This is a genomic window from Tardibacter chloracetimidivorans, from assembly GCF_001890385.1.
In the GTDB taxonomy this organism is placed as follows: Bacteria; Pseudomonadota; Alphaproteobacteria; order Sphingomonadales; family Sphingomonadaceae; genus Tardibacter; species Tardibacter chloracetimidivorans.
In genome coordinates this window covers 764718-783687 of sequence record NZ_CP018221.1, presented here as the reverse complement: position 1 = coordinate 783687, position 18970 = coordinate 764718, and the positions used below count along the sequence as shown (strand labels likewise).

Annotated in this window: 19 protein-coding genes; 10 read left to right on the top strand and 9 right to left on the bottom strand. The window is 64.9% G+C overall.

Annotated features, from left to right (window positions below; all coding sequences use genetic code 11):
• Positions 1-114: 114 nt before the first annotated feature.
• On the bottom strand, positions 115-1041 hold the full coding sequence (gene miaA / locus BSL82_RS04035) for a tRNA (adenosine(37)-N6)-dimethylallyltransferase MiaA (protein ID WP_072596150.1): 927 nt from the start codon (positions 1039-1041) through the stop codon (positions 115-117).
• Here miaA and serB point away from each other — a divergent pair.
• Positions 1034-1921, top strand: a complete 888-nt coding sequence (serB, locus tag BSL82_RS04030) for a phosphoserine phosphatase SerB (protein ID WP_072598582.1) — start codon at positions 1034-1036, stop codon at positions 1919-1921. The two genes, miaA and serB, sit on opposite strands and share 8 nt — an antisense overlap.
• 2 nt (positions 1922-1923) lie before the next feature.
• Here the strand turns inward: serB and BSL82_RS04025 are convergent, their stop codons facing one another.
• The 3 genes from BSL82_RS04025 to BSL82_RS04015 all read right to left on the bottom strand — a co-directional run bounded on the left by BSL82_RS04025 (position 1924) and on the right by BSL82_RS04015 (position 4120).
• A complete protein-coding gene (locus BSL82_RS04025) occupies positions 1924-2838 on the bottom strand; it encodes a hypothetical protein (RefSeq protein ID WP_072596149.1) in 915 nt (304 codons plus the stop codon).
• Positions 2838-3167, bottom strand: a complete 330-nt coding sequence (locus tag BSL82_RS04020) for a hypothetical protein (protein WP_083579027.1) — start codon at positions 3165-3167, stop codon at positions 2838-2840. Before BSL82_RS04020 ends, BSL82_RS04025 begins: the two co-directional genes overlap by 1 nt.
• 83 nt (positions 3168-3250) lie before the next feature.
• On the bottom strand, positions 3251-4120 hold the full coding sequence (locus BSL82_RS04015; RefSeq protein ID WP_083579026.1) for an SPOR domain-containing protein: 870 nt from the start codon (positions 4118-4120) through the stop codon (positions 3251-3253).
• A 136-nt stretch (positions 4121-4256) separates the two neighbouring features.
• Here BSL82_RS04015 and BSL82_RS04010 point away from each other — a divergent pair, with 136 nt between their 5' ends.
• The 3 genes from BSL82_RS04010 to BSL82_RS04000 are packed head-to-tail and all read left to right on the top strand — an operon-like array spanning position 4257 to position 7013.
• Positions 4257-4976 carry an AAA family ATPase gene (locus BSL82_RS04010; RefSeq protein WP_072596147.1) on the top strand — a complete coding sequence of 240 codons (720 nt, stop codon included), beginning with the start codon at positions 4257-4259 and terminating at the stop codon, positions 4974-4976.
• 17 nt (positions 4977-4993) lie between these two features.
• Entirely contained in the window at positions 4994-5509 is a 516-nt protein-coding gene (locus tag BSL82_RS04005; RefSeq protein WP_072596146.1) for a hypothetical protein, read from the top strand.
• A 19-nt stretch (positions 5510-5528) separates the two neighbouring features.
• A complete protein-coding gene (locus BSL82_RS04000; protein WP_083579025.1) occupies positions 5529-7013 on the top strand; it encodes a tetratricopeptide repeat protein in 1485 nt (494 codons plus the stop codon).
• A gap of 2 nt (positions 7014-7015) precedes the next feature.
• Here the strand turns inward: BSL82_RS04000 and BSL82_RS03995 are convergent, their stop codons facing one another.
• Genes BSL82_RS03995 through BSL82_RS03980 form a run of 4 tightly spaced genes read right to left on the bottom strand, consistent with a single transcriptional unit; the run spans position 7016 to position 10796 of the window.
• On the bottom strand, positions 7016-8248 hold the full coding sequence (locus tag BSL82_RS03995) for a dihydroorotase (RefSeq protein ID WP_072596144.1): 1233 nt from the start codon (positions 8246-8248) through the stop codon (positions 7016-7018).
• Complete coding sequence (locus BSL82_RS03990; protein WP_072596143.1) at positions 8245-9234, bottom strand: aspartate carbamoyltransferase catalytic subunit; 990 nt, start codon at positions 9232-9234, stop codon at positions 8245-8247. The genes BSL82_RS03995 and BSL82_RS03990 overlap by 4 nt, the downstream gene beginning before the upstream one ends.
• A 33-nt stretch (positions 9235-9267) precedes the next feature.
• A complete protein-coding gene (gene ruvX / locus BSL82_RS03985) occupies positions 9268-9729 on the bottom strand; it encodes a Holliday junction resolvase RuvX (protein WP_072596142.1) in 462 nt (153 codons plus the stop codon).
• Positions 9726-10796, bottom strand: a complete 1071-nt coding sequence (locus tag BSL82_RS03980; protein WP_226998610.1) for a DUF3089 domain-containing protein — start codon at positions 10794-10796, stop codon at positions 9726-9728. Before BSL82_RS03980 ends, ruvX begins: the two co-directional genes overlap by 4 nt.
• 216 nt (positions 10797-11012) lie before the next feature.
• Here BSL82_RS03980 and gatC point away from each other — a divergent pair, with 216 nt between their 5' ends.
• From gatC to gatB, 6 genes are all read left to right on the top strand, one after another.
• Positions 11013-11300 (top strand): Asp-tRNA(Asn)/Glu-tRNA(Gln) amidotransferase subunit GatC, encoded by a 288-nt coding sequence (gene gatC / locus BSL82_RS03975; RefSeq protein WP_072596140.1) that lies wholly within the window; start codon positions 11013-11015, stop codon positions 11298-11300.
• Positions 11297-12778 (top strand): Asp-tRNA(Asn)/Glu-tRNA(Gln) amidotransferase subunit GatA, encoded by a 1482-nt coding sequence (gene gatA, locus BSL82_RS03970; protein ID WP_072596139.1) that lies wholly within the window; start codon positions 11297-11299, stop codon positions 12776-12778. Before gatC ends, gatA begins: the two co-directional genes overlap by 4 nt.
• A gap of 119 nt (positions 12779-12897) precedes the next feature.
• Complete coding sequence (locus tag BSL82_RS03965; RefSeq protein ID WP_072596138.1) at positions 12898-13356, top strand: GtrA family protein; 459 nt, start codon at positions 12898-12900, stop codon at positions 13354-13356.
• The gene (locus tag BSL82_RS03960; protein WP_072596137.1) at positions 13353-14378 is read left to right on the top strand and encodes a glycosyltransferase family 2 protein; all 1026 of its coding nucleotides are present in this window, start codon (positions 13353-13355) and stop codon (positions 14376-14378) included. Before BSL82_RS03965 ends, BSL82_RS03960 begins: the two co-directional genes overlap by 4 nt.
• Positions 14375-15925, top strand: a complete 1551-nt coding sequence (locus tag BSL82_RS03955) for a hypothetical protein (protein ID WP_072596136.1) — start codon at positions 14375-14377, stop codon at positions 15923-15925. The genes BSL82_RS03960 and BSL82_RS03955 overlap by 4 nt, the downstream gene beginning before the upstream one ends.
• Before the next feature lie 81 nt (positions 15926-16006).
• Complete coding sequence (gene gatB, locus BSL82_RS03950) at positions 16007-17506, top strand: Asp-tRNA(Asn)/Glu-tRNA(Gln) amidotransferase subunit GatB (RefSeq protein WP_072596135.1); 1500 nt, start codon at positions 16007-16009, stop codon at positions 17504-17506.
• Here the strand turns inward: gatB and BSL82_RS03945 are convergent.
• Positions 17487-18866 (bottom strand): sulfatase-like hydrolase/transferase, encoded by a 1380-nt coding sequence (locus BSL82_RS03945; protein WP_158010675.1) that lies wholly within the window; start codon positions 18864-18866, stop codon positions 17487-17489. The two genes, gatB and BSL82_RS03945, sit on opposite strands and share 20 nt — an antisense overlap.
• Positions 18867-18970: the final 104 nt, after the last annotated feature.

The following is an 18970-nucleotide window of genomic DNA, read 5'->3' as shown; positions in this document are numbered from 1 at the left end:
ATGGATTTGTCTCGTGTTCAGCAAGAGCCATGCCAACGCCTGATTTCCGGGCTTTCCGGACGATGCTGCTGATCTGGCTGTAAATCAGATCGACAGTTTAAGTCCCTCTTATACTTAATTATTTCTTAACATCAGGGCCGCCGCTTCCTCTGCTGAAGCTGCGCGGGACCAGCTCTCCGGCGGCTGGTTGCGAAACCATGTGAGCTGCCTCTTGGCATAGTTGCGCGTCGCCTGCCGGGCGGCGGCGGCGGCCGTTTCGAGGTCGATCTCGTTGCGCACATGCGCCGCCAGTTCCGGCACGCCGATCGCTCGCATCACCGGCAGGGTAGGGGGCAGCCCGCGCGCCAGAAGGGCGGCGACCTCCGCCGCCGCGCCACAGGCGATCATCTCGTCGAACCGGCGATCGCATCTTTCGTAAAGCCATTCCCGGTCGGGGATCAGCACCACCGCGCGAAGGTTGATCTCGCCGCCGATGCCGCCCGTGCGGTCCTCCCGCCATGTGAGGATCGAGCGACCGGTCGACCGGATCACCTCCAGCGCGCGGCCGATCCGGGTGCGGTCCGCCGGTTTCAGCCGCGCCGCGATTGCAGGGTCTTCCCGCAGGAGCGCGTCATAGGCGTCGTGCGTCGCCATTTCGCGCACGGCCTGCCGGATGCCGGGGTCGATTTCGGGGATCGGGGCAATGCCCTCTATCAGTGTGCGCAGGTAGAGGCCCGTCCCGCCGACCAGTATCGGCAAACGGCCTGCGCCATGCGCCCTGCAGATTTCGGCCTTCGCGTCCTCTGCCCACGTCGCGGCCGAGCAGGCGATGGCGCCGTCGAGATAGCCGAACAGCCGATGCTCGGCGCGGCGCTCTTCCTCGTGCGACGGGCGGGCGGAAAGCAGGCGCAGGTCGCGGTAGACCTGGCTTGCATCGGCATTGATGATGATGCCGCCCCTGCTTTCGGCAAGCGACAGTGCAAGCGACGACTTGCCGCTTGCCGTCGGTCCTGCAATGAGCGCCACCAAAGGACGGTCATCTGGAAGGGTTTCAATGCTCATCGCGACGCTGATAGCAGCCGGCGAACTGAAAGCGGGCGATATTTCTGCCGCGCGCGATGCGGTTGCGGCCGCTGGCGGCACGGCCGGCGCGGCGGATTGGCTCGATATGGGCAAGGCTGCGGATCTCGCGATTTCGGGGCTGGACCGGCAGGCGGCGAGGGCGGCGCTGGAAGACCTGCTGCCCCGCGTCGACGTGGTGGTTCAGACGCCCGGCCCGCGCAGGCGCGGGCTCATCATCGCCGACATGGATTCGACGATGATCACGATCGAATGCATCGACGAACTGGCCGATTATGCCGGGATCAAGGAACAGGTCGCAAAGGTGACGGAAGCGGCGATGCGTGGGGAGCTGGATTTCGTCGGCGCGCTCGACGCGCGGGTGAAGCTGCTTGGCGGGCTGGAAGCGGCGATGATCGACCGCTGCCGGGAAGAGCGCGTGAAGATCATGCCCGGAGCAAAGGCGTTGGTCCGCACGATGAAGGCCAATGGCGCGCGCGCGGTGCTGGTGTCTGGCGGCTTCACCGTCTTCGCCGATGAAGTGGCGCGGGACATCGGCTTTGATCGCGCCATCTCCAACACGCTCGGGATCGAAGGCGGCCGATTGACCGGAACGGTCGCGCGGCCCGTGGTCGATTCGGCGGTGAAGAAGGCGACCTTGCTTGCCGAGGCCGAGGCGGCGCGGATTCCGCTCGACGCGACCCTTGCAGTGGGCGACGGCGCGAACGACGTGCCGATGATCGAGGCTGCCGGGCTTGGCGTCGCCTATCACGCCAAGCCGAAGACGGCGGCCGCCGCGCATGCCCGAATCGAGCATAATGATCTTTCGGCGCTGCTCTATGCGCAGGGTTATTCGGCGTCCGAATGGTGGCGCGAGGACTGAGCCTAGCTGCTCGCCCGCTTGGTCAGCAGTTCGACCACAGCCAGATCGCCCGCCTTGATCATCTCCACCCGTTCGCGCCAGCGGTCGGCCTCTTCGATCAGATGGGGGATGAGCGTGCGCTGGCGCTTCTTTGCGCTTACGAGGCGGATGAGATCGACGGCGGGCGCCCAGCAGGCGTCAATCGCCGCACTATGCTGATCGGCCGTGTCCGCCTCGTCGATGATCTCGAACCCGATCCGCTCCACCTGGCGCAGCAGTTCGGCGCGCGTCGGCACGCGGGGGCGGGCGGGTTCCGTTTCCACCCAGCGGCGGTGACGCTCGCCGTCGCGGATCGCCCCATCGGTCACGCAATAGCCGCGCACGATCATCCAGCCGCGCGGTGAGGCCAGCGCAGCCGCCGGTTTCAGGAACGGCGCGATATCCCCGGCGCGGTGGCCAAGCCCGTCGATCACGACATGGTCAAAGCTGTGCTCGGTCTTGACGGTAATGGAATCGAGCGAGCGTAAATGGCCGTTGCGCCTGTCGGGGCACAGGCGGAGAAGCACGTCCGCCTGCTCGAACCCCGTGACATGGCAGTGGCAGATGCGCGACAGGGCAAGTCCGAAGCCGCCCAGCCCCGCGCCCAGAAGCGCAATTCGCGTGCCGCGCCTGGGCTTCACCCATGCCGCCAGAAGCGACAGCTCGTCGGGAGAACAGGGGCCGAGCAGCGAATGACCCCAGACCATCTGCGCGGCTCTGAGGCTTTCGGCCGTCCATTCGCCCCAATAATGGCCCGGGACATGGGATTCGCCCCAGGGTGTCGCCGCATGACCGCCGTCGACGGCGCGAAGCCTGGGCCGGTCGCCGCCCCACAGCGCGCGCAATCTACGGGTCAGCGGATGCCCGTCGCCATCGGTCAGTCGGCGCAGCAGTTGCATCAGAGGTCCATCGGTCCCGCGCGGCTCATGTCGGTCACGATCGCTGTCAGCGCAAAGGCGGCGGCGGGGGCGGACCCGTCAAAGCTCAGTTCGATGCCGTCGAGGCCATGCGCGCGCACGGCCGCCGCGATCTGCCCGGCATCGGGATGCAGCAGTTCGACGCGGCCGCCTATGTCCGGCCGGGCGTTGGTTTCCAGAAACGCGCCATTGGCCGACACGTCGCGCAGACTTGCGGGGAAGGGCCGTTCGCACACCAGAACGCACATGCGCCGCCGTCGCCAGCGTGTCGCCATTCCCGATTCGGTATTGAAGCGCCTTCTAGCGGCCATTTTTCGCGACCTTCCCCACCGGTGAGATTTTCGTGGCGGCAGAATAGGAGGCGATGCGCTGACGAAAGGTAAACGGCCCGAAGTCAGTTCTGGACCGGAAAGCACCCTTTGCCCGCAGCCGTAAGCCTGGCGCAGATGCGGGTCGCGGCGGCGCGGTCCGGCACGGGTCCGGCCTGCAGGCGAATCATTTCGCCGGCCGTGACATAAAAGGGTGAAAGGCTTCGCAATTCGGTAAAGCCGCCCGTAAGTGTCGACCAGGCGGAAGTCGCTGCCGCCCGGCTGGAAAATGCGCCGAGCTGGACCCGCAGACCCTTGCCCGCCTGCTGCGCGGCGGCCGCCGGGGGTGCGGCCGTGGCGGCCCGGCTGGAGGCGGCGGACTCGTCAATTGCCCGGCGGGCGGGTGGCTTGTCCACCGATGCGAGCGCTCTCTGGCGGTCGGCGAGCGGAATCCGGGCGTCCATCGCGTTCAATGCGTCGCGCGCCTGCGGGAGGCCGGATGCGGCGGCCGCCGTCATCAGGCGATAGGCGCGAAACCAGTCCTTCGGCACGACGTCGCCGTTGAAATACGCGACTCCAAGCAGATACTGGCTGTGGGCGTCGCCGCGCCCTGCGGCGCGCTGGAGCATCGGCAACGCCTCTTCCCGCCTGCCGGTCTGGAACAATATCCATCCGAGATTCGCCTCGGCCGGTTCATGCCCCTGGTCGGCCGCCTTGCGGTAGAATTCGATGGCCTTCTGTGGGTCGGCGGCAACGCCGCGTCCCAGCTTATAGGCCTGGCCAAGGTTGAACTGGGCGTCACGATTGCCTTTTGCGGCCGGTTCCTTCCATTCGGCGACTGCTCCGGCATAATCGCCCGCCCGCCATTTCCGCACGCCATCCTCGACACCCGCAAGCGCGGGCGTCGCCAGCCCGGCGGCGATCGCAAGGGCCAGCCATGAGCGAACGGAACGCATATCCATCTCCTGATCTGGTCCAGCCTCTCTAGCGCCGCGAAGCTTTCACCGCCAAGCCCGCCGAAAACCCTTAACCGTTTCTTAGCCGGATTGGTGGCAGTTTCCTGTGCGAATATCGGCTGATTGAGGAATTTCCATGCGTGTACTGGCTCTGGCATCGCAAAAGGGCGGTTCAGGCAAGACCACCTTGTCCGGCCATCTGGCCGTGCAGGCCCAGCTTGCGGGAGCTGGTCCGGTCGTCCTGATCGACATCGATCCCCAAGGCTCGCTTGCCGACTGGTGGAACGAGCGCGAGGCAGAAATGCCCGCCTTTGCACAAACCACGGTCGCGCGGCTTCAGGCCGATCTCGATTCGCTGCGACAGCAGGGCTTCAAGCTCGCCGTCATCGACACGCCGCCCGCGATCACCATGGCCATCCAGAGCGTGATTTCCGTCGCCGAACTCATCGTCATTCCGACCCGCCCCAGCCCGCACGATCTGCGCGCAGCCGGCGCGACCGTCGATCTGTGCGAGCGGGCGGGCAAGCCGCTGCTGTTCGTCGTCAACGCCGCCACGCCGCGCGCCAAGATCACCTATGAGGCGGCGATCGCCCTGTCGCAGCATGGCACGGTGGCCCCCGTCACCCTCCATCACCGCACCGATTTTGCGGCCTCGATGATCGACGGCCGGACGGTTATGGAAGCCGATCCCAAGGGCAAATCCTCGCGTGAAATTCAGGATCTCTGGACCTATGTGTCCGACCGGCTGGAAAAGAACTTCCGCCGCACCGTGTTCAACGCACCGGGAATCGCCGGTTCGGTCGTCGCACCTCGTGCAGCGGCCGGCGGCTTCGGCCGCCGCGCGGTCGGTCAGTGATGCGGGGGAGCAAGGATATGAGCGAACCGAAATCCTTCGCGTCCCTGTCGTCCAGCCTGCTCGCCCGCAAGGGTCAGGCGCGCCCGGCAATGCGCCCGCAACTGATCACCACCAGCAGCACGCTGGAAGATCTCGGCTGGAACGACATGGGCTTCGATCCCGCACCGGAAGTGCCCGAAGCGGCCGAGCCGGTTCAGGCGACTCCTGAGGAAAACCCGGTCGGCAAGGCGCAGAACAGCATTGCGGAAGCCTTTTCGCCCGCGCCCGCTCTCAGCAGCGGCATGGTGCGCAAGCCCGCCCTTGTTCCGCCGGTCAATGGCGCCAAGACCCCCGTCGGCCGGGCCGCGCCCGGATCCAGGGGCAAGGCGGCGTTCACGCTGCGCCTGGACAATCAGCGCCATCTGAAGCTCCGGGTCGCCTGCGCGATGAGCCACCGCTCCGCCCAGCAGATCGTCACCGACGCGCTGGACCAGTTCCTCGACACCTTGCCGGATTTCGACTCGTCCGGCTGGGCCGGCGTCACCCGCAACTGATCTTCAAAAGGACGGCGCCATGAATAGCCCTGCGACTGCCATGACATTGCTGAAGCTGTCGGCGTCCTCGCTGATCGTCGCCACGGCTCTGGCCGGGTGCGGATCGACCAATTATGCGCAGCGGCCGAAGTCCGCCGGGGTGACGGTCGACATCACATCAAGGCTTGCGAACAAGATGGCGGAGCAGTCCGCTCGCGCCATGGCCGCAGGTGATTATGCCCAGGCCGTGGACATGGCGCAGCGGGCCGTCGCGGGTGCGCCCGAGGATGCGGGCTATCGGACACAGCTGGCCCAGGCCTATCTGCGGGCGGGCCGGTTCCTGTCGGCCGATCAGGCGTTCGCCGACGTGATCCATCTGATGCCGGACAACGACAAGGCGCGCGTTGGCCAGGCCGTTGCCCGCGTGGCGCAAGGGGATCGCGCGGGCGCACGGGCCGCGCTTGCCGAGGTTCGCAACGCGCCCGCCGACGATTATGGTCTCGCGCTTGCGCTGGCCGGGGACACCGCCCGTGCGGTGGAGGTGCTTGAACCCGCCGCTCGCGGCATGCGCGGCACTTCGCGGACACGGCAGAATCTCGCGCTCGCCTATGCGCTCGATGGTCAATGGGCAAAGGCGCGCACGGTTGCCGCGCAGGACGTGTCTCCCGCCGATCTGGATCGCCGGATGGAAAACTGGGCAAGGCTCGCCTCGCCCGAAGCGCGCGACATGCAGGTCGCCTCGCTGCTTGGCGCGACTCCGGTTGCCGGAGACCCCGGCCAGCCGCAAATGCTCGCGCTTTCAAAGCCTGCCAACGCTGCCGCAGCGCCGGTGGAAATGGCTTCGGCAGAGCCGATGCTGGCCGATGTCGCCACTGCTTCCCAAGCGGCCGCAGCGAGCACCGAAGCGGCGATTACCGCCCCGGTTGAGCCGGCAGCGACCATCAGCCCGGTGGATGTGCCTGCGTCGGCCGTTCCGCTCGCCCCTGCGGCTCCGGCTGTTTCGGCGTCCGTGGTGGAAACCGCATCGGTGCCTGAAACCGCATCGGTGCCGGAAACCGCGCTAGCGCCTGAAGCGGTCGCCGCCGTCAGTGCTGAAACGCCCGTTCCTGCCGCTCCGGCCCAGCCCGAGCCGGCGCCGAAGCCCGCCGTGGTCACCTCCGCCACCGTCAAGCGCGTGGCCTTCGAGCCTGCGCCGCTTGAAAAGCCGATCCAGCCCGGTGGCGAATGGTTCGTGCAATTGGCGGCCTACAAGCACACGCGCTGGATGGAGCCGGGCTGGGTCCATCTGACCGATAATTTCAAGCGGCTTGCCCAATATGCGCCGTCGCACAGCGTCTATACCGTGTCCGCCACTGGCGCTGTGTTCCACCGGCTGTCGGTGGGCGGGTTCGATGGTTATGCGGACGCCGCGTCGCTGTGCAGCTCTCTCAGGCAGCAGGGGGCGGATTGCTTCGTCCGGCGCGAGGGTGGCGACAGGCCGATGCAGATGGCCGGTGGCAAAAGGCAGCAGCTCGCCGGGCTTTGAGCCTAGCGGCTTACGATCTCGCCGCCCTTGATGGTGGCGGTCACCTTGCCTTGAACCGGCAGCCCGTCGAACGGGGTGTTTCCTGCCTGGCCCTGCATCTTGTCGTCATCGACCCGCCATGGCGCGTCGGGGTCGAACACGACCAGATCGGCGTCACCGCCCACCTTCAGCTGGCCCGCAGGCAGGCCGAGCAGGCTGGCCGGAGTTGAGCTGAGCATCGCCACAAGCCGGGGCAGGCTGATGACCTCGTCTCGCACCAGCGTGAGCGACAGCGCGAGGAGCGTTTCCGCGCCCGCCATGCCCGGTGCTGCATCGGCATAAGGCAGGCGCTTGTCGTCGGTGCCACGCGGGTCGTGGCCGGAACAGATGAGATCGACCGTCCCGTCCCGCACCGCCTCGATCGTCGCCAGCCGGTCGTCCTCGCTCCGAAGCGGGGGAGATAGCCGCGCATAGGTGCGGAAAGCGCCGATCGCGATATCGGACAGCAGCAGATGCGCAGGCGAAACGCCGCAGCTTACCCTTACGCCCCGCTTCCGCGCCTGCCGGATCAGATCGAACGATGCCCGTGTCGATAGCTGGCGGAAATGGACATGCGCGCCCGCCTGTTCGGCAAGCATCAGGTCGCGCGCCACCGCCAGCGCCTCTGCTACGGAAGGGGCGGAGGGAATGCCAAGCCGGGTCGCCGTCTCGCCTGCGGTCGCGGCTGCGCCGTCGGCAAGCCCGCCGTCTTCGGCATGGACGATGATCGGCAGATCAAAGGCGTTGGCATAGGCGAACAGCCGGCTCATCACCCCTGACGAAGCGATCCAGCGCCGCCCGGTGGCGACGCCGACGGCCCCGGCCGCCTTCATCAGCCCGATTTCGGCAAGCTCAAGGCCTTCCAGTCCCCGCGTCGCGGCGGCCAGGGGGTGGACCCACAGATCGGGCTTGCGCGCTGCGGTCGCCCGCGCGACCAGCGCCGGGTCGTCCAGCACGGGCGACTGGTCGGGCATCAGCGCCACGCGCGTGATTCCACCGGCGGCGCAGGCATGCGGGTCTGCCGAAAACACGCCGACATCGACAAAGCCGGGCGCGACGATCGTTCCTTTGGCGTCGATCCGCTTCGCGCCGGACGGGACCTGCACCTGCCCGATGGCCACGATCTTGCGGTTGGCGCACAGCACGCCGCCCCGGGTTTCGCGGCCGTTGACCGGATCGATGATCCGCGCGTTGATGATGGCGACGGGCGTGGTCATGCCCAGCCTTCCACGCCGCGCCGCGCGCGTGTCAGCACGTCCATGCAGGCCATGCGCACCGCGACCCCCATTTCCACCTGTTCGGTGATTGCCGAGCGGTGGATGTCGTCGGCGACATGGCTTTCGATCTCGACACCCCTGTTCATCGGACCGGGGTGCATGACAAGCGCGTTTTTGCCCGCCCGCTCCAGCCGTTCGCGGGTCAGGCCGTAGAAGGCCAGATATTCGCGCGATGAAGGCACATATGCGCCCGTCATCCGCTCCCGCTGGAGGCGAAGCATCATCACCACGTCCGCGCCTTCTATCCCCCGGTCCATGTCCAGAAACGGCGTCACGCCCATGGCCTCGATCGCGGGCGGCATCAGCGTGGGCGGGGCGACCACCCGCACATTCGCGCCCAGCGCGGTCAGCGCCAGAATGTTGGAGCGCGCGACCCGGCTGTGCAGCACGTCGCCGCAGATCGCCACGGTCAGCCCTTCGATGCGGCCCTTGCGGCGGCGGATGGTGAGCGCGTCGAGCAGCGCCTGTGTGGGGTGCTCGTGCCGCCCATCGCCCGCGTTCAGCACCGGGCAGTCGACCTTCTCGGCGATCAGCGCGACCGCGCCCGATGCGTCATGCCGTATGACGATGACGTCGGGCCGCATTGCGTTCAGCGTCAGCGCCGTGTCCAGCAGCGTCTCGCCCTTCTTCACGCTGGACGATGCGACCGCCATGTTGACGACGTCCGCGCCCAGCCTTTTGCCCGCGATCTCGAAGGACAGCAGCGTGCGGGTGGAGTTCTCGAAAAAGGCGTTGATCTGGGTCAGGCCGCTCAGCCGCCCGTCATGCTTCGCCGTGCCCCGGTTCACCGTGACCCAGGCTTCGGCTTCATCCAGCAGATAAGTGATTTCCCACGGCTGAAGGCCGTTTATGCCAAGCAGATGTCGATGGGGAAAAGGATGAACGCCGGGAGAAAGGGAGGATGGCCCGGGCGAAATCTCGATCATGGACGCAGGCTCTAGACCGCTTTTCCGCAAGTCTCAAGCCATAGCCAGCCGGTCGATCGCGCCTTGCAAAATATAGGCGGCGGCAAGTTTGTCGACCAGCTCGGCCCGTCGGGCGCGGCTTCGGTCGGCGTCGATCAGAGTCCGAGTCACTGCCTGGGTGGACCAGCGTTCGTCCCACAGCAGGATCGGCAGGCCAAGCGGCTGGAGGTTGCGGGCAAAGGCGCGGACGGACTGGGTGCGCGGCGAATCGCTGCCGTCCAGGTTCAGCGGCAGCCCGATCACCAGCCCCTTCACCGCATGGGCGGCGCAGAATGCGGAAAGCGCCGCCATGTCCTTTGAAAACTTTGTGCGGCGGATCGTCTCGGCAGGTGAGGCGATGGTCCAGCCTGCGTCGCAGAGCGCGATGCCGATGGTTTTGACGCCGACATCCAGCCCGGCGAGCCTGCCCCCGTCGTCAAGCGAATCGCGAAATGCGCCGGGTTCGACCGTAATCACCACGGCTTTGCGAAGCTGGCGGCGCGCGCTTCCGCGTCGGCACGCAGATTGGCCCAGAACAAGGCATAGTCGTAGATGTGAAAATTGTTGCCGGGCAGGACATAGCGGCCAAAGCCAAGCGGCGGCGGACCGATGAGAAGCAGGCCCTTGTCGCAGCGCGCGCCGATCTTTCCGGCTTCCAGCGAAAGGGTGGAGAAATCCTCGCTTGGCCGCAGCGCGCCCAGATTTTCCGTAGGAGGGGCGGCGGTGGCCGGAGCGCCGGTCAACGGATTGACGCAGAGCATCTCGGTGTTCTGCCGGGGCTTGCCGGTCAGGCCGGTAGAGGCGTGATAGACCTTTGCGACCGCTCCCGGCTCGGCAGGCTCGGCATAGCTTTGCCAGGCGATCACGCAGCGCGCCTCGCCAGGCTTGGTGCAGGCGGGCAGCCCCAGAGCCGGGATGTCGGCTTCCAGCGACACCGGCCAACCGCCCAGATAGGCCGCGACGATGCGGCGGGAGAGGGGAGTTCCCGCGATCCGGTCTCTCAGCAGCCGCATTAGATGAAGCGAGCCCTGGCTGTGCCCTGCAAGGATGATGGGCCGCGATGCCGGAATTGCGCCGAGAAACGTCTCGAACGCTGCCAGAATGTCCTGATAGGCGAAATCCAGCGCCGCTTCCGCATCGGCCTTGTCGGTCAGGAAAGCGCCGAAGGTGGCCTGGCGGTAGCGCGGCACCCATGTCGCGGAGACTCCGTTGAAGACGCTTGCCTGGGTTTGGGCGAACAGGCGCGCGCGTTCATTCGCTTCACGGTCGTCCAGCGGGGCGTTCCAGCGGTCGCGGCGAAGATAGGTGGTCGGCACGACATAAAATGTCGCAATCGTCGGCCGGGCTGCGGCGCCATATCCCTCGGGCGCCCAGCGGGCGGGATCGTCCGGCAGGTCCGGCCGCGACAGCCACATGGCCGGACGGCGATAGTCGGGCTTCGAATCCTGCTTGCTTTCCGCGAACGGCACCGAAGGCACCATGGCCGCCTTCAGCAACTGTTCTCCAAACATCCGGTAACCAAAAGCCGCTGCGAGCGCGAGCATGACAATTCCTACGATGATCCACAAAAAGCGCCGCGCAAGCATCGAATCCCGGTTCCTCGATTTTCGGGCGAAGCTAGGGGGAGCCGGGGCTATTGCAAGCGGGAATGCGGAAAGCGGCGCTGGCGCGCGCTTGTGGAGGCATAGGCGCTGCTGGGCGATTGAGATTTGCCGCCACGCCTGTTAGGCGCGTTCGTCCGCACTGAAAGGGAGTAGGGAATGGCTGTCGACGCCGCCATGGTGGAACGTGTCGCCAGGCTGGCGCGCCTCAGGCTCGCGCCGGGCGAAGCCGCGCATCTGGAGTCCGAGATCAACGGGATTCTCGGCTGGATCGAGCAGCTTCAGCAGGTCGACACCGACGGCGTCGCGCCGATGACGGCTGTCATCCCCAACCATCTTCGTCTGCGGGAAGACAATGTCACCGACGGCGGCATCCGTGACGAGGTGCTGGCCAACGCACCCCAGGCGGAGCATGGCTTTTTCGCGGTTCCCAAGGTGATCGAATGACCGAACTGACCGGACTCAAGATCGCCGAGTTGCGCGATGGCTTTCGCGAGGGCGCCTTTTCGGCGCGCGAAGTGGCCGAAAGCTATGTCCGCGCGGTCGAGGGCGGCCGCGCCCTCAACGCATTCATCGTGGAAACGCCCGATCATGCGCTCGCGGCGGCCGATGTCGCGGACCGGGGCAGGGCCTCGGGCGAACTGCGGCCGCTTTCCGGCGTGCCGCTGGGCATCAAGGACCTGTTCGCAACCAAGGGCGTGCAGACCACCGCTGCGTCGAAGATCCTGGAAGGCTTCACGCCGCCCTATGAATCCACCGTCACTGCAAAGCTCTTCGCGGCGGGTGCGGGCATGCTGGGCAAGCTCAATCTCGACCAGTTCGCCATGGGCTCGTCGAACGAGACGAGCGCTTTCGGCAATGTGATTTCACCATGGCGGCGCTCGGGAGGCGATACGGCTCCGCTCGCGCCCGGCGGCTCCAGCGGCGGTTCCTCGGCTGCGGTCGCCGCGCGGATCGTGGCGGGAGCGACCGGTACCGACACCGGCGGCTCGATCCGCCAACCGGCCGCGTTCACCGGCATTTCCGGCATCAAGCCCACCTACGGCCGTTGTTCGCGCTGGGGTATCGTCGCCTTCGCTTCCTCGCTTGATCAGGCGGGTCCGATGGCCCGGGACGTGCGCGATTGCGCCATACTGCTCAAGGAAATGTCGGGTTTCGATCCGAAGGATTCCACCTCGCTCGATCTGCCGGTGCCCGATTATGAAGCGGCGCTCACCGGCAACCTCAAGGGCGTGCGGGTCGGCATCCCGAAGGAATATCGCGTCGACGGCATGCCCGGCGAGATCGACAAGCTCTGGGCCGACGGCGTCGAATGGCTGAAGGGTGCAGGGGCGGAGATCGTCGAAGTCTCGCTTCCCCACACGCATCATGCGCTTGCGACCTATTACATCGTCGCTCCGGCCGAGGCATCCTCAAACCTCGCGCGCTATGACGGGGTGCGCTACGGCCTGCGCGTCGCGCCCGACAACGGCAGCCTTGACGACATGTATGCGGAAACCCGCTCGGCGGGCTTCGGGGCGGAGGTCAAGCGGCGCATCATGATCGGCACCTATGTGCTGTCGGCGGGGTTCTACGACGCCTATTACATGAAGGCGCAGAAGGTGCGGGCGCTGATCGCGCGCGACTTCGAGCAGGTCTGGGACAAGTGCGACGTGCTTCTGACGCCGACCGCGCCGTCGGCCGCCTTCGCGCTTGGCGAGAAGGTGTCGGACCCGATCGCCATGTACCTCAATGACGTCTTCACCGTTCCGGCGAGCCTTGCGGGCCTGCCCGCGATGTCGGTGCCCGGCGGGCTGGATGCGCAGGGGCTTCCGCTCGGGCTTCAGATTATCGGCAGGCCACTGGACGAGGCGGGCGTGCTCAATGCCTCCTATGCGCTTGAGCAGGCCGCCGGGTTCGTGGCGCAACCTAACAGATGGTGGTAGGTTCGTTACGGTTGAGCGTATTTTCCTAACAAGGCGGCAATGATTCAGGGATAAACAGGTGCATTGCCGCATTTTGCACCGCAATAACGATCTGCAAGGGCAAAAAGGGTTGCGCAAATATGTACGGGCCTGCCGAGGTGGACACGAGGTCTTCAAAGAACACGGCGGGCACGCCAGCAGGCGGCAGGAATCGGGAGCTTGCCGGGCAGATCCTGCGCTTCGGCGTCACCGGTGTACTCAACACCAGCATCTGCCTTGTCATACTGTTCGTGCTGAACGAGCGCTATGGCGTTGACGAATGGATCGCGAGCTTCATCGGCTATGCCGTTGCCACCGTGCACAGCTTCATCGTCAGCAAGTTCTGGACCTTCGCCGGCCAGCATGAACGAAAGGCCCACCACCAGTTCATCGCCTTTGTCATCCTGAATGTTATCGGCGCAGTGATGTTCAGCACCGGCGTACACCTGCTCACCCCCGTGCTTGGCCTGCGTCCGGGCAGCCTTGTCGCAACGGCCGTCGTCGTGGTCTTCAACTTCATCGGGTCGCGGACGCTCGTGTTCAGAAGGGCGGCGGAATGAGCGGGCTCGAAGCCACGGGCGCTGGCCGGCCGGAGATCAGCCTGGTCGTTCCCGTCTATAATGAGGAAGAGGCGATCCCCCTCTTTCTGGAGCGGGTGACGCCGATCATCGAACAAATCTCTCCGCGCTGGGAGATGGTTTTCGTCAACGACGGCAGCAGCGACCGCACCTTTTCCGTGCTGCGCGAAGCGAACCGGCAGGATTCGCGCGTGAAGATCCTCGATTTTTCCCGCAATTTCGGCAAGGAGATCGCGCTTACCGCCGGGATCGATCACAGCACCGGCCGCGCTGTCGTGCCGATCGACGTCGATCTGCAGGACCCGCCCGAACTGATCGTCGAAATGGTCGCCAAATGGCGCGAGGGCTATGACGTCGTCCTCGCTGCCCGGAAGGACCGATCGAGCGACAGCTGGGCAAAGCGCAGCACCGCTTCGGCATTCTACCGGGTCATGGGCCGATTGAGTTCGGTTGATATTCCATCGAACGTAGGCGATTTCAGGCTCATGGACCGGCGGGCGGTGGAGGTTCTCTGCCAGTACAGAGAACGGCAGCGCTTCATGAAGGGGCTTTTCGCCAGCCTCGGCTTCCGACAGGTGGTGGTGGAATATGCCCGCCCGGAACGAAGCGCCGGAGAGACCAAGTTCAGGCCCTTGCGGCTGTGGGGTCTGGCGCTGGAAGGGATCATCTCCTTTTCCACCACGCCCTTGAAGATATGGACCTATATCGGCGCGTCCTGCGCCCTGATTTCGACACTCTACATGCTGTGGATCATCGGCAAGACGCTGGTGCTGGGCAATCCGGTGCCCGGCTATGCCTCGCTGATGACGGTGATGCTGTTCATGAACGGAATCATGCTGACCGGGCTTGGAGTGATCGGGGAATATGTCGCCCGCATCTTCAACGAGGTGAAGGCCCGGCCGCTCTATATCGTCAGGGAACAGATCGGCCTCGATGAAGGGCAGACCGAACCGCGGTTGTCTGACGACGATGCGCCGTCCCGATACGGGTCGCGCAGGGCATGAACGGCACGGCGCGGGTCGGCGTCCTCACATTCGGTTGCGCGATCCTGTTGATGATCCCGCTGCTCGCAACGCCCGTGTTGCCGCTGATAGATTTTTATAACCACATCGCCCGCTATTATGTGCTGTCGCACCTGGACGAGGCGCGGCTTGCGGCCAATTACGCTTCCGCCTGGGCGCTGCTTCCCAACTTGGGGCTGGATGCGCTGGCGACGCCGCTGCTTGGCGTGATGCCGCCGCTTGCCGCCGCCCGGCTGATCGCGGCGCTGATCCTGCTGGTGCAGTTCAGCGGGGTCATTTTCCTGCACCGAACGCTTCATCGCCGGGCCGATCCGCTGCCTGCGGTGCTGCTGCTCGGGCTGCTCTACAGCTACATCTTCAACTGGGGGTTCAGCAATTTCCTGCTGGGGCTGGGGCTGGTGTTCTGGAACCTGGGCCTGTGGTTCCGGTTGCGCGAACGTCCTGTCATTGCGTCGGCGGCGGCCTCGGCCGGGGCGCTCGCGATCTTCTTCTGCCACGGCTTCGCCTTCGCCATTTACGGCGTCCTGCTGGGAGCGTTGGAGTTCGGCCGATGGTTGCATGCGCGCGAGCGGACCGTTGGCGGGCTGGGGCGCAAGGCGGCGCTGCTGGCCGCACAGGCCATCGTCCCGGTCGTGCTTTTCCTCCGGATGCCCACATCGAGCGCCGAAGGGCAGAGCGGATCGACCCTCGACGCCATTCGCCAGCACGCATCGGGCGGGACGCTGGCGGAGCGGCTGGATTTCGAGTTCTGGTATCGTCTGCGCACCATCTTCCGGGTTGCGGAAAGCCCCTATCTCCTGCTCGACCTTGCGACGTTCATCGGCACGGCGCTGCTTATCGCCTTCGCCCTGTGGAAGGGCTGGATGCGGCTCCATCGCTGGTGCTGGCCCGCGCTCATCGGGCTGATCCTGCTTTGCGCGGCGATGCCGCCCAGCCTGTTCGGCGTCGGCTATGTCTCCGATCGCATCCCGCTGGTGGTGGCGCTGCTGCTTGTGTCGGCGCTGGCGATGTCCGAGCCGATAGGGCGCGGGGCCAGGGCCGTGCTGGCCGCGCTGTTCACAATCGGGCTGGTCCGGATCGCGGCCATCTTCATCGGCTGGTCGGCCTATGCCGGCGATTACGCCGACTATACGCGCGTCATGGCTGCGGTTCCTGAAGGCGCGCTCGTCATCGACATTCTTCCAACGGGCGAGGACAAGCGGGATGGGCTGACTCCGCGCTGCCAGATGTACCGGCCGCTTGCGGTCCTCACGCACGGCAGCGTGGCGCCTCTGTTTGCGAGCCCCAGCCAGCAGCCGCTCAGGATCAAGGGGCCGCTGGAGAGCGCCGTGGTTGAAAGCAATGGGCCGAATGACTCCAGCCTTCACGCGCGTCCGGGCTATTATGATGAGCGTCTGGCGATGCTGGGGAAGGAGAGGCGCTATGACTATGCGATCATCTGCGGGCGCGAACGGTTGACCCGGCCGCTTCCTCCCGGCGTGCGCATTGCGGCCGAATCCGGCGGCATCGCCCTTCTCCAGCTTCGTTGATACGCGTCACGCATTGCCGGGGCTTGTGCTTGGCAGCGCCAAAAGGCAGAAGCGCAGCCCAGAAACGCCGCCACCGGAACCATGTCTGACAAGATGAAGAGCAACTACCGCATTCAGGGCGCGACCGGCGACTGGGAAGTCGTGATCGGGCTGGAAGTTCACGCCCAGGTGACCAGCCATGCAAAGCTGTTTTCCGGCGCATCGACCGAATTCGGCGCGGAGCCGAACAATCAGGTGAGCCTGGTCGACGCCGCCATGCCCGGCATGTTGCCCGTGCTGAACGCGGAATGCGTGCGCCAGGCCGTGCGCACCGGCATGGCGCTGAACGCCGTCATCAACCCCTGGTCGCGTTTCGACCGCAAGAATTATTTCTATGCCGATCTCCCGCAGGGCTATCAGATCAGCCAGCTTTATCACCCCATCGTCGGCGAAGGATCGATCGAGATCGACGTTGAGGAAGGCGTCACCAAGACCATCGGCATCGAGCGAATCCATCTGGAGCAGGATGCCGGCAAGCTGATGCACGACCAGCATCCGACACGTTCCTATATCGATCTCAACCGCTGCGGCGTGGCGCTGATGGAAATCGTCTCGCGGCCGGACATGCGTTCGCCGCACGAGGCGGGGGCCTATCTCAGGAAGCTGCGGTCGATCCTGCGCTACGTCGGCTCGTGCGACGGCAATATGGAAGAAGGCTCGATGCGGGCCGATGTGAACGTTTCGGTCAGGAAGCCGGGCGACCCGCTTGGCACGCGCACCGAAACCAAGAACGTCAATTCGGTGCGTTTCGTCATGGCGGCTATCGAATATGAGGCGAACCGTCAGGTCGATGTGCTGGAGAGCGGCGGCGCGATCGTGCAGGAAACCCGGCTGTTCGATCCCGACAAGGTAGAGACTCGCTCGCTCCGCTCGAAGGAAGACGCGCACGATTATCGTTATTTTCCCGATCCCGACCTGCTTCCGCTGGAATTGACGGCGGACTTCCTCCGCGAGTGCGAGGATAGCCTGCCCGAATTGCCGGGCGCAAAGCGCCGCCGCTATATCGATGCGCTGGGGCTGCCGCCCTATAACGCAAGCGTCCTGACGGCGGAGAAGGAAACGGCGCAGTGGTTCGAGACGCTGCTCCGCGAGGCCGCCGCGGTGCAAGGAAAAAGCGAAGGTGATGTCGCAAAACAGGCTTCCAACTGGCTGATTTCAGACCTTTTCGGTGCGTTGAACAGGCTGGGCAAAGACATCGACGACAGTCCGGTCTCGCCCGCGCAGGGGGCTGAGCTTCTGGGGCTGATCGCCGACGGCACGCTGTCGGGCCGGCTTGCCAAGGAAGTGTTCGAACTGATGCTGGAGACCGGCGACGATCCGTCGAAGATCGTCGAGGAAAGGGGCCTGCGGCAGACGTCCGATACCGGCGCGATCGAGGCCGTCATCGCCGAGGTGATGGTCGCCAACGCCGACAAGGTCGCCGAATATCGCGACGGCAAGGACAAGCTGTTCGGCTTCTTCGTTGGCCAGACGATGAAGGCCAGCGGCGGCAAGGCCAATCCCGCCGTGGTAAACGAGCTGCTCAAGAAGGCGTTGAGCTAACGGCCTTATGCCTTCGCTCCGTTGAGCGAAGCAGGAACCAGTCCACCTTGTTCAGAACAAATTTGTTCTTTGCACGGCGGTTCCACAGCGGAGTGTGGTGATCTCCAACAATGAGAATGTCGGTAGGCGGCAAAGCCGGATCGCTCGCAATTCCAGCGACTGCGTCCATGACTTCCTTCCAGTACTCGGCAAGCTCGCAGACCGTCTTCTCGTCGATTTTGGGGCGGTCTCCCGTGCAGTCCAAAGAGCCATTAGCCTTCGGAACATAGGGGATATGCGAGTTGAGCGTGAGCCAGTAGACCATTTTAGGTGTATTGGATGGGGCGATTAGTTCTCTTCTGATCACTTCCGCCATTTCGCTATCGCAGAGTCCCGGAAACACGCTCCCGCAACGTGAGGGCAGAAGGGTGGCGTGCTGCGCCAACAGCTCTTCCTCGAAATTCATCTCCTTGAAGCCGATGTTGGGATACCAGCGCTGGCGCTCGAACATGGCCGAGCTGAAGCCGTGATAGCTTATGGTCCGGTAGCCGAGCTGACTTAGCTGCCGAGGAAGGCACGGATAGTGGCCATCAGGTAGATAGGTCCGGAAATCTCCCCGTTTTCCGCAAAGCTCGCGGGATTCCGCATCTGTCGTAGACCCGTTGTAAAAGGAAGTGCCATGCTGAAATTCATAGGGATATCTAGCTGCAATGGTCTTCAATGATCCGGCGACGATTTCTCGGTCGTTCTCAGCGGCAAATGCGCCCATTCCTTCGATGACGACGATGAAGAGATTATGGCCTCGCCTCGCTACAATGTCCGCGGAAAGCCCGGCCTGATTAACTGCGCTTTGGAATCCCAGCCCCTCCGCCGATGCACGGACATAAGGAAAGTTGGCGGTGAGATCGAGCAATGCAAACAAACAGGCGATGATTGCCGCCGGTGTTGGCGAGGCAGCTCGAAACTGTGAGCGATAGCGGAGCAGCAGTCCACCGATCAGCCCCGCTGTCGCAAGTAAGGCTGCTGCAAAGGCCAGGTAGAAGAACGAAGCGGTGGGATTGAGGGTGGAGAGATAGCTGATCGATTTGATTGCGGAAGTCAGTTTCAGGTGGAAGGCGCCTACCACGATTAGCATCAGGTCAGACACTGCGGCGGCGAACAGCAGGGGAAAGGTCGCCCATCGCGGCAGAAGGAGCGCGAGGAGTCCCGCCATGGCGTATAGAAGCGGCGACGCGAGGCGGCTGGCAATGAAGAACGGCATCACCACCAGAAACATGATGTTGGGCAATATGCCGATGACGAGCGCCAGCTGAAGCGATGCCACGCTGAATGGCTGAAACCCGCCTCCCGACAAAATTCGGTGCATTGTGTATCGCGTCACGTCAGCGCCTCCAGCCACGCGGAATAAGGCGGAGTGGTTACTATTTGCTTTGCGGGCACCGCTCTTGCCCCTGTTGAAAGGTACTACCCCCAACGCCTTCCCCG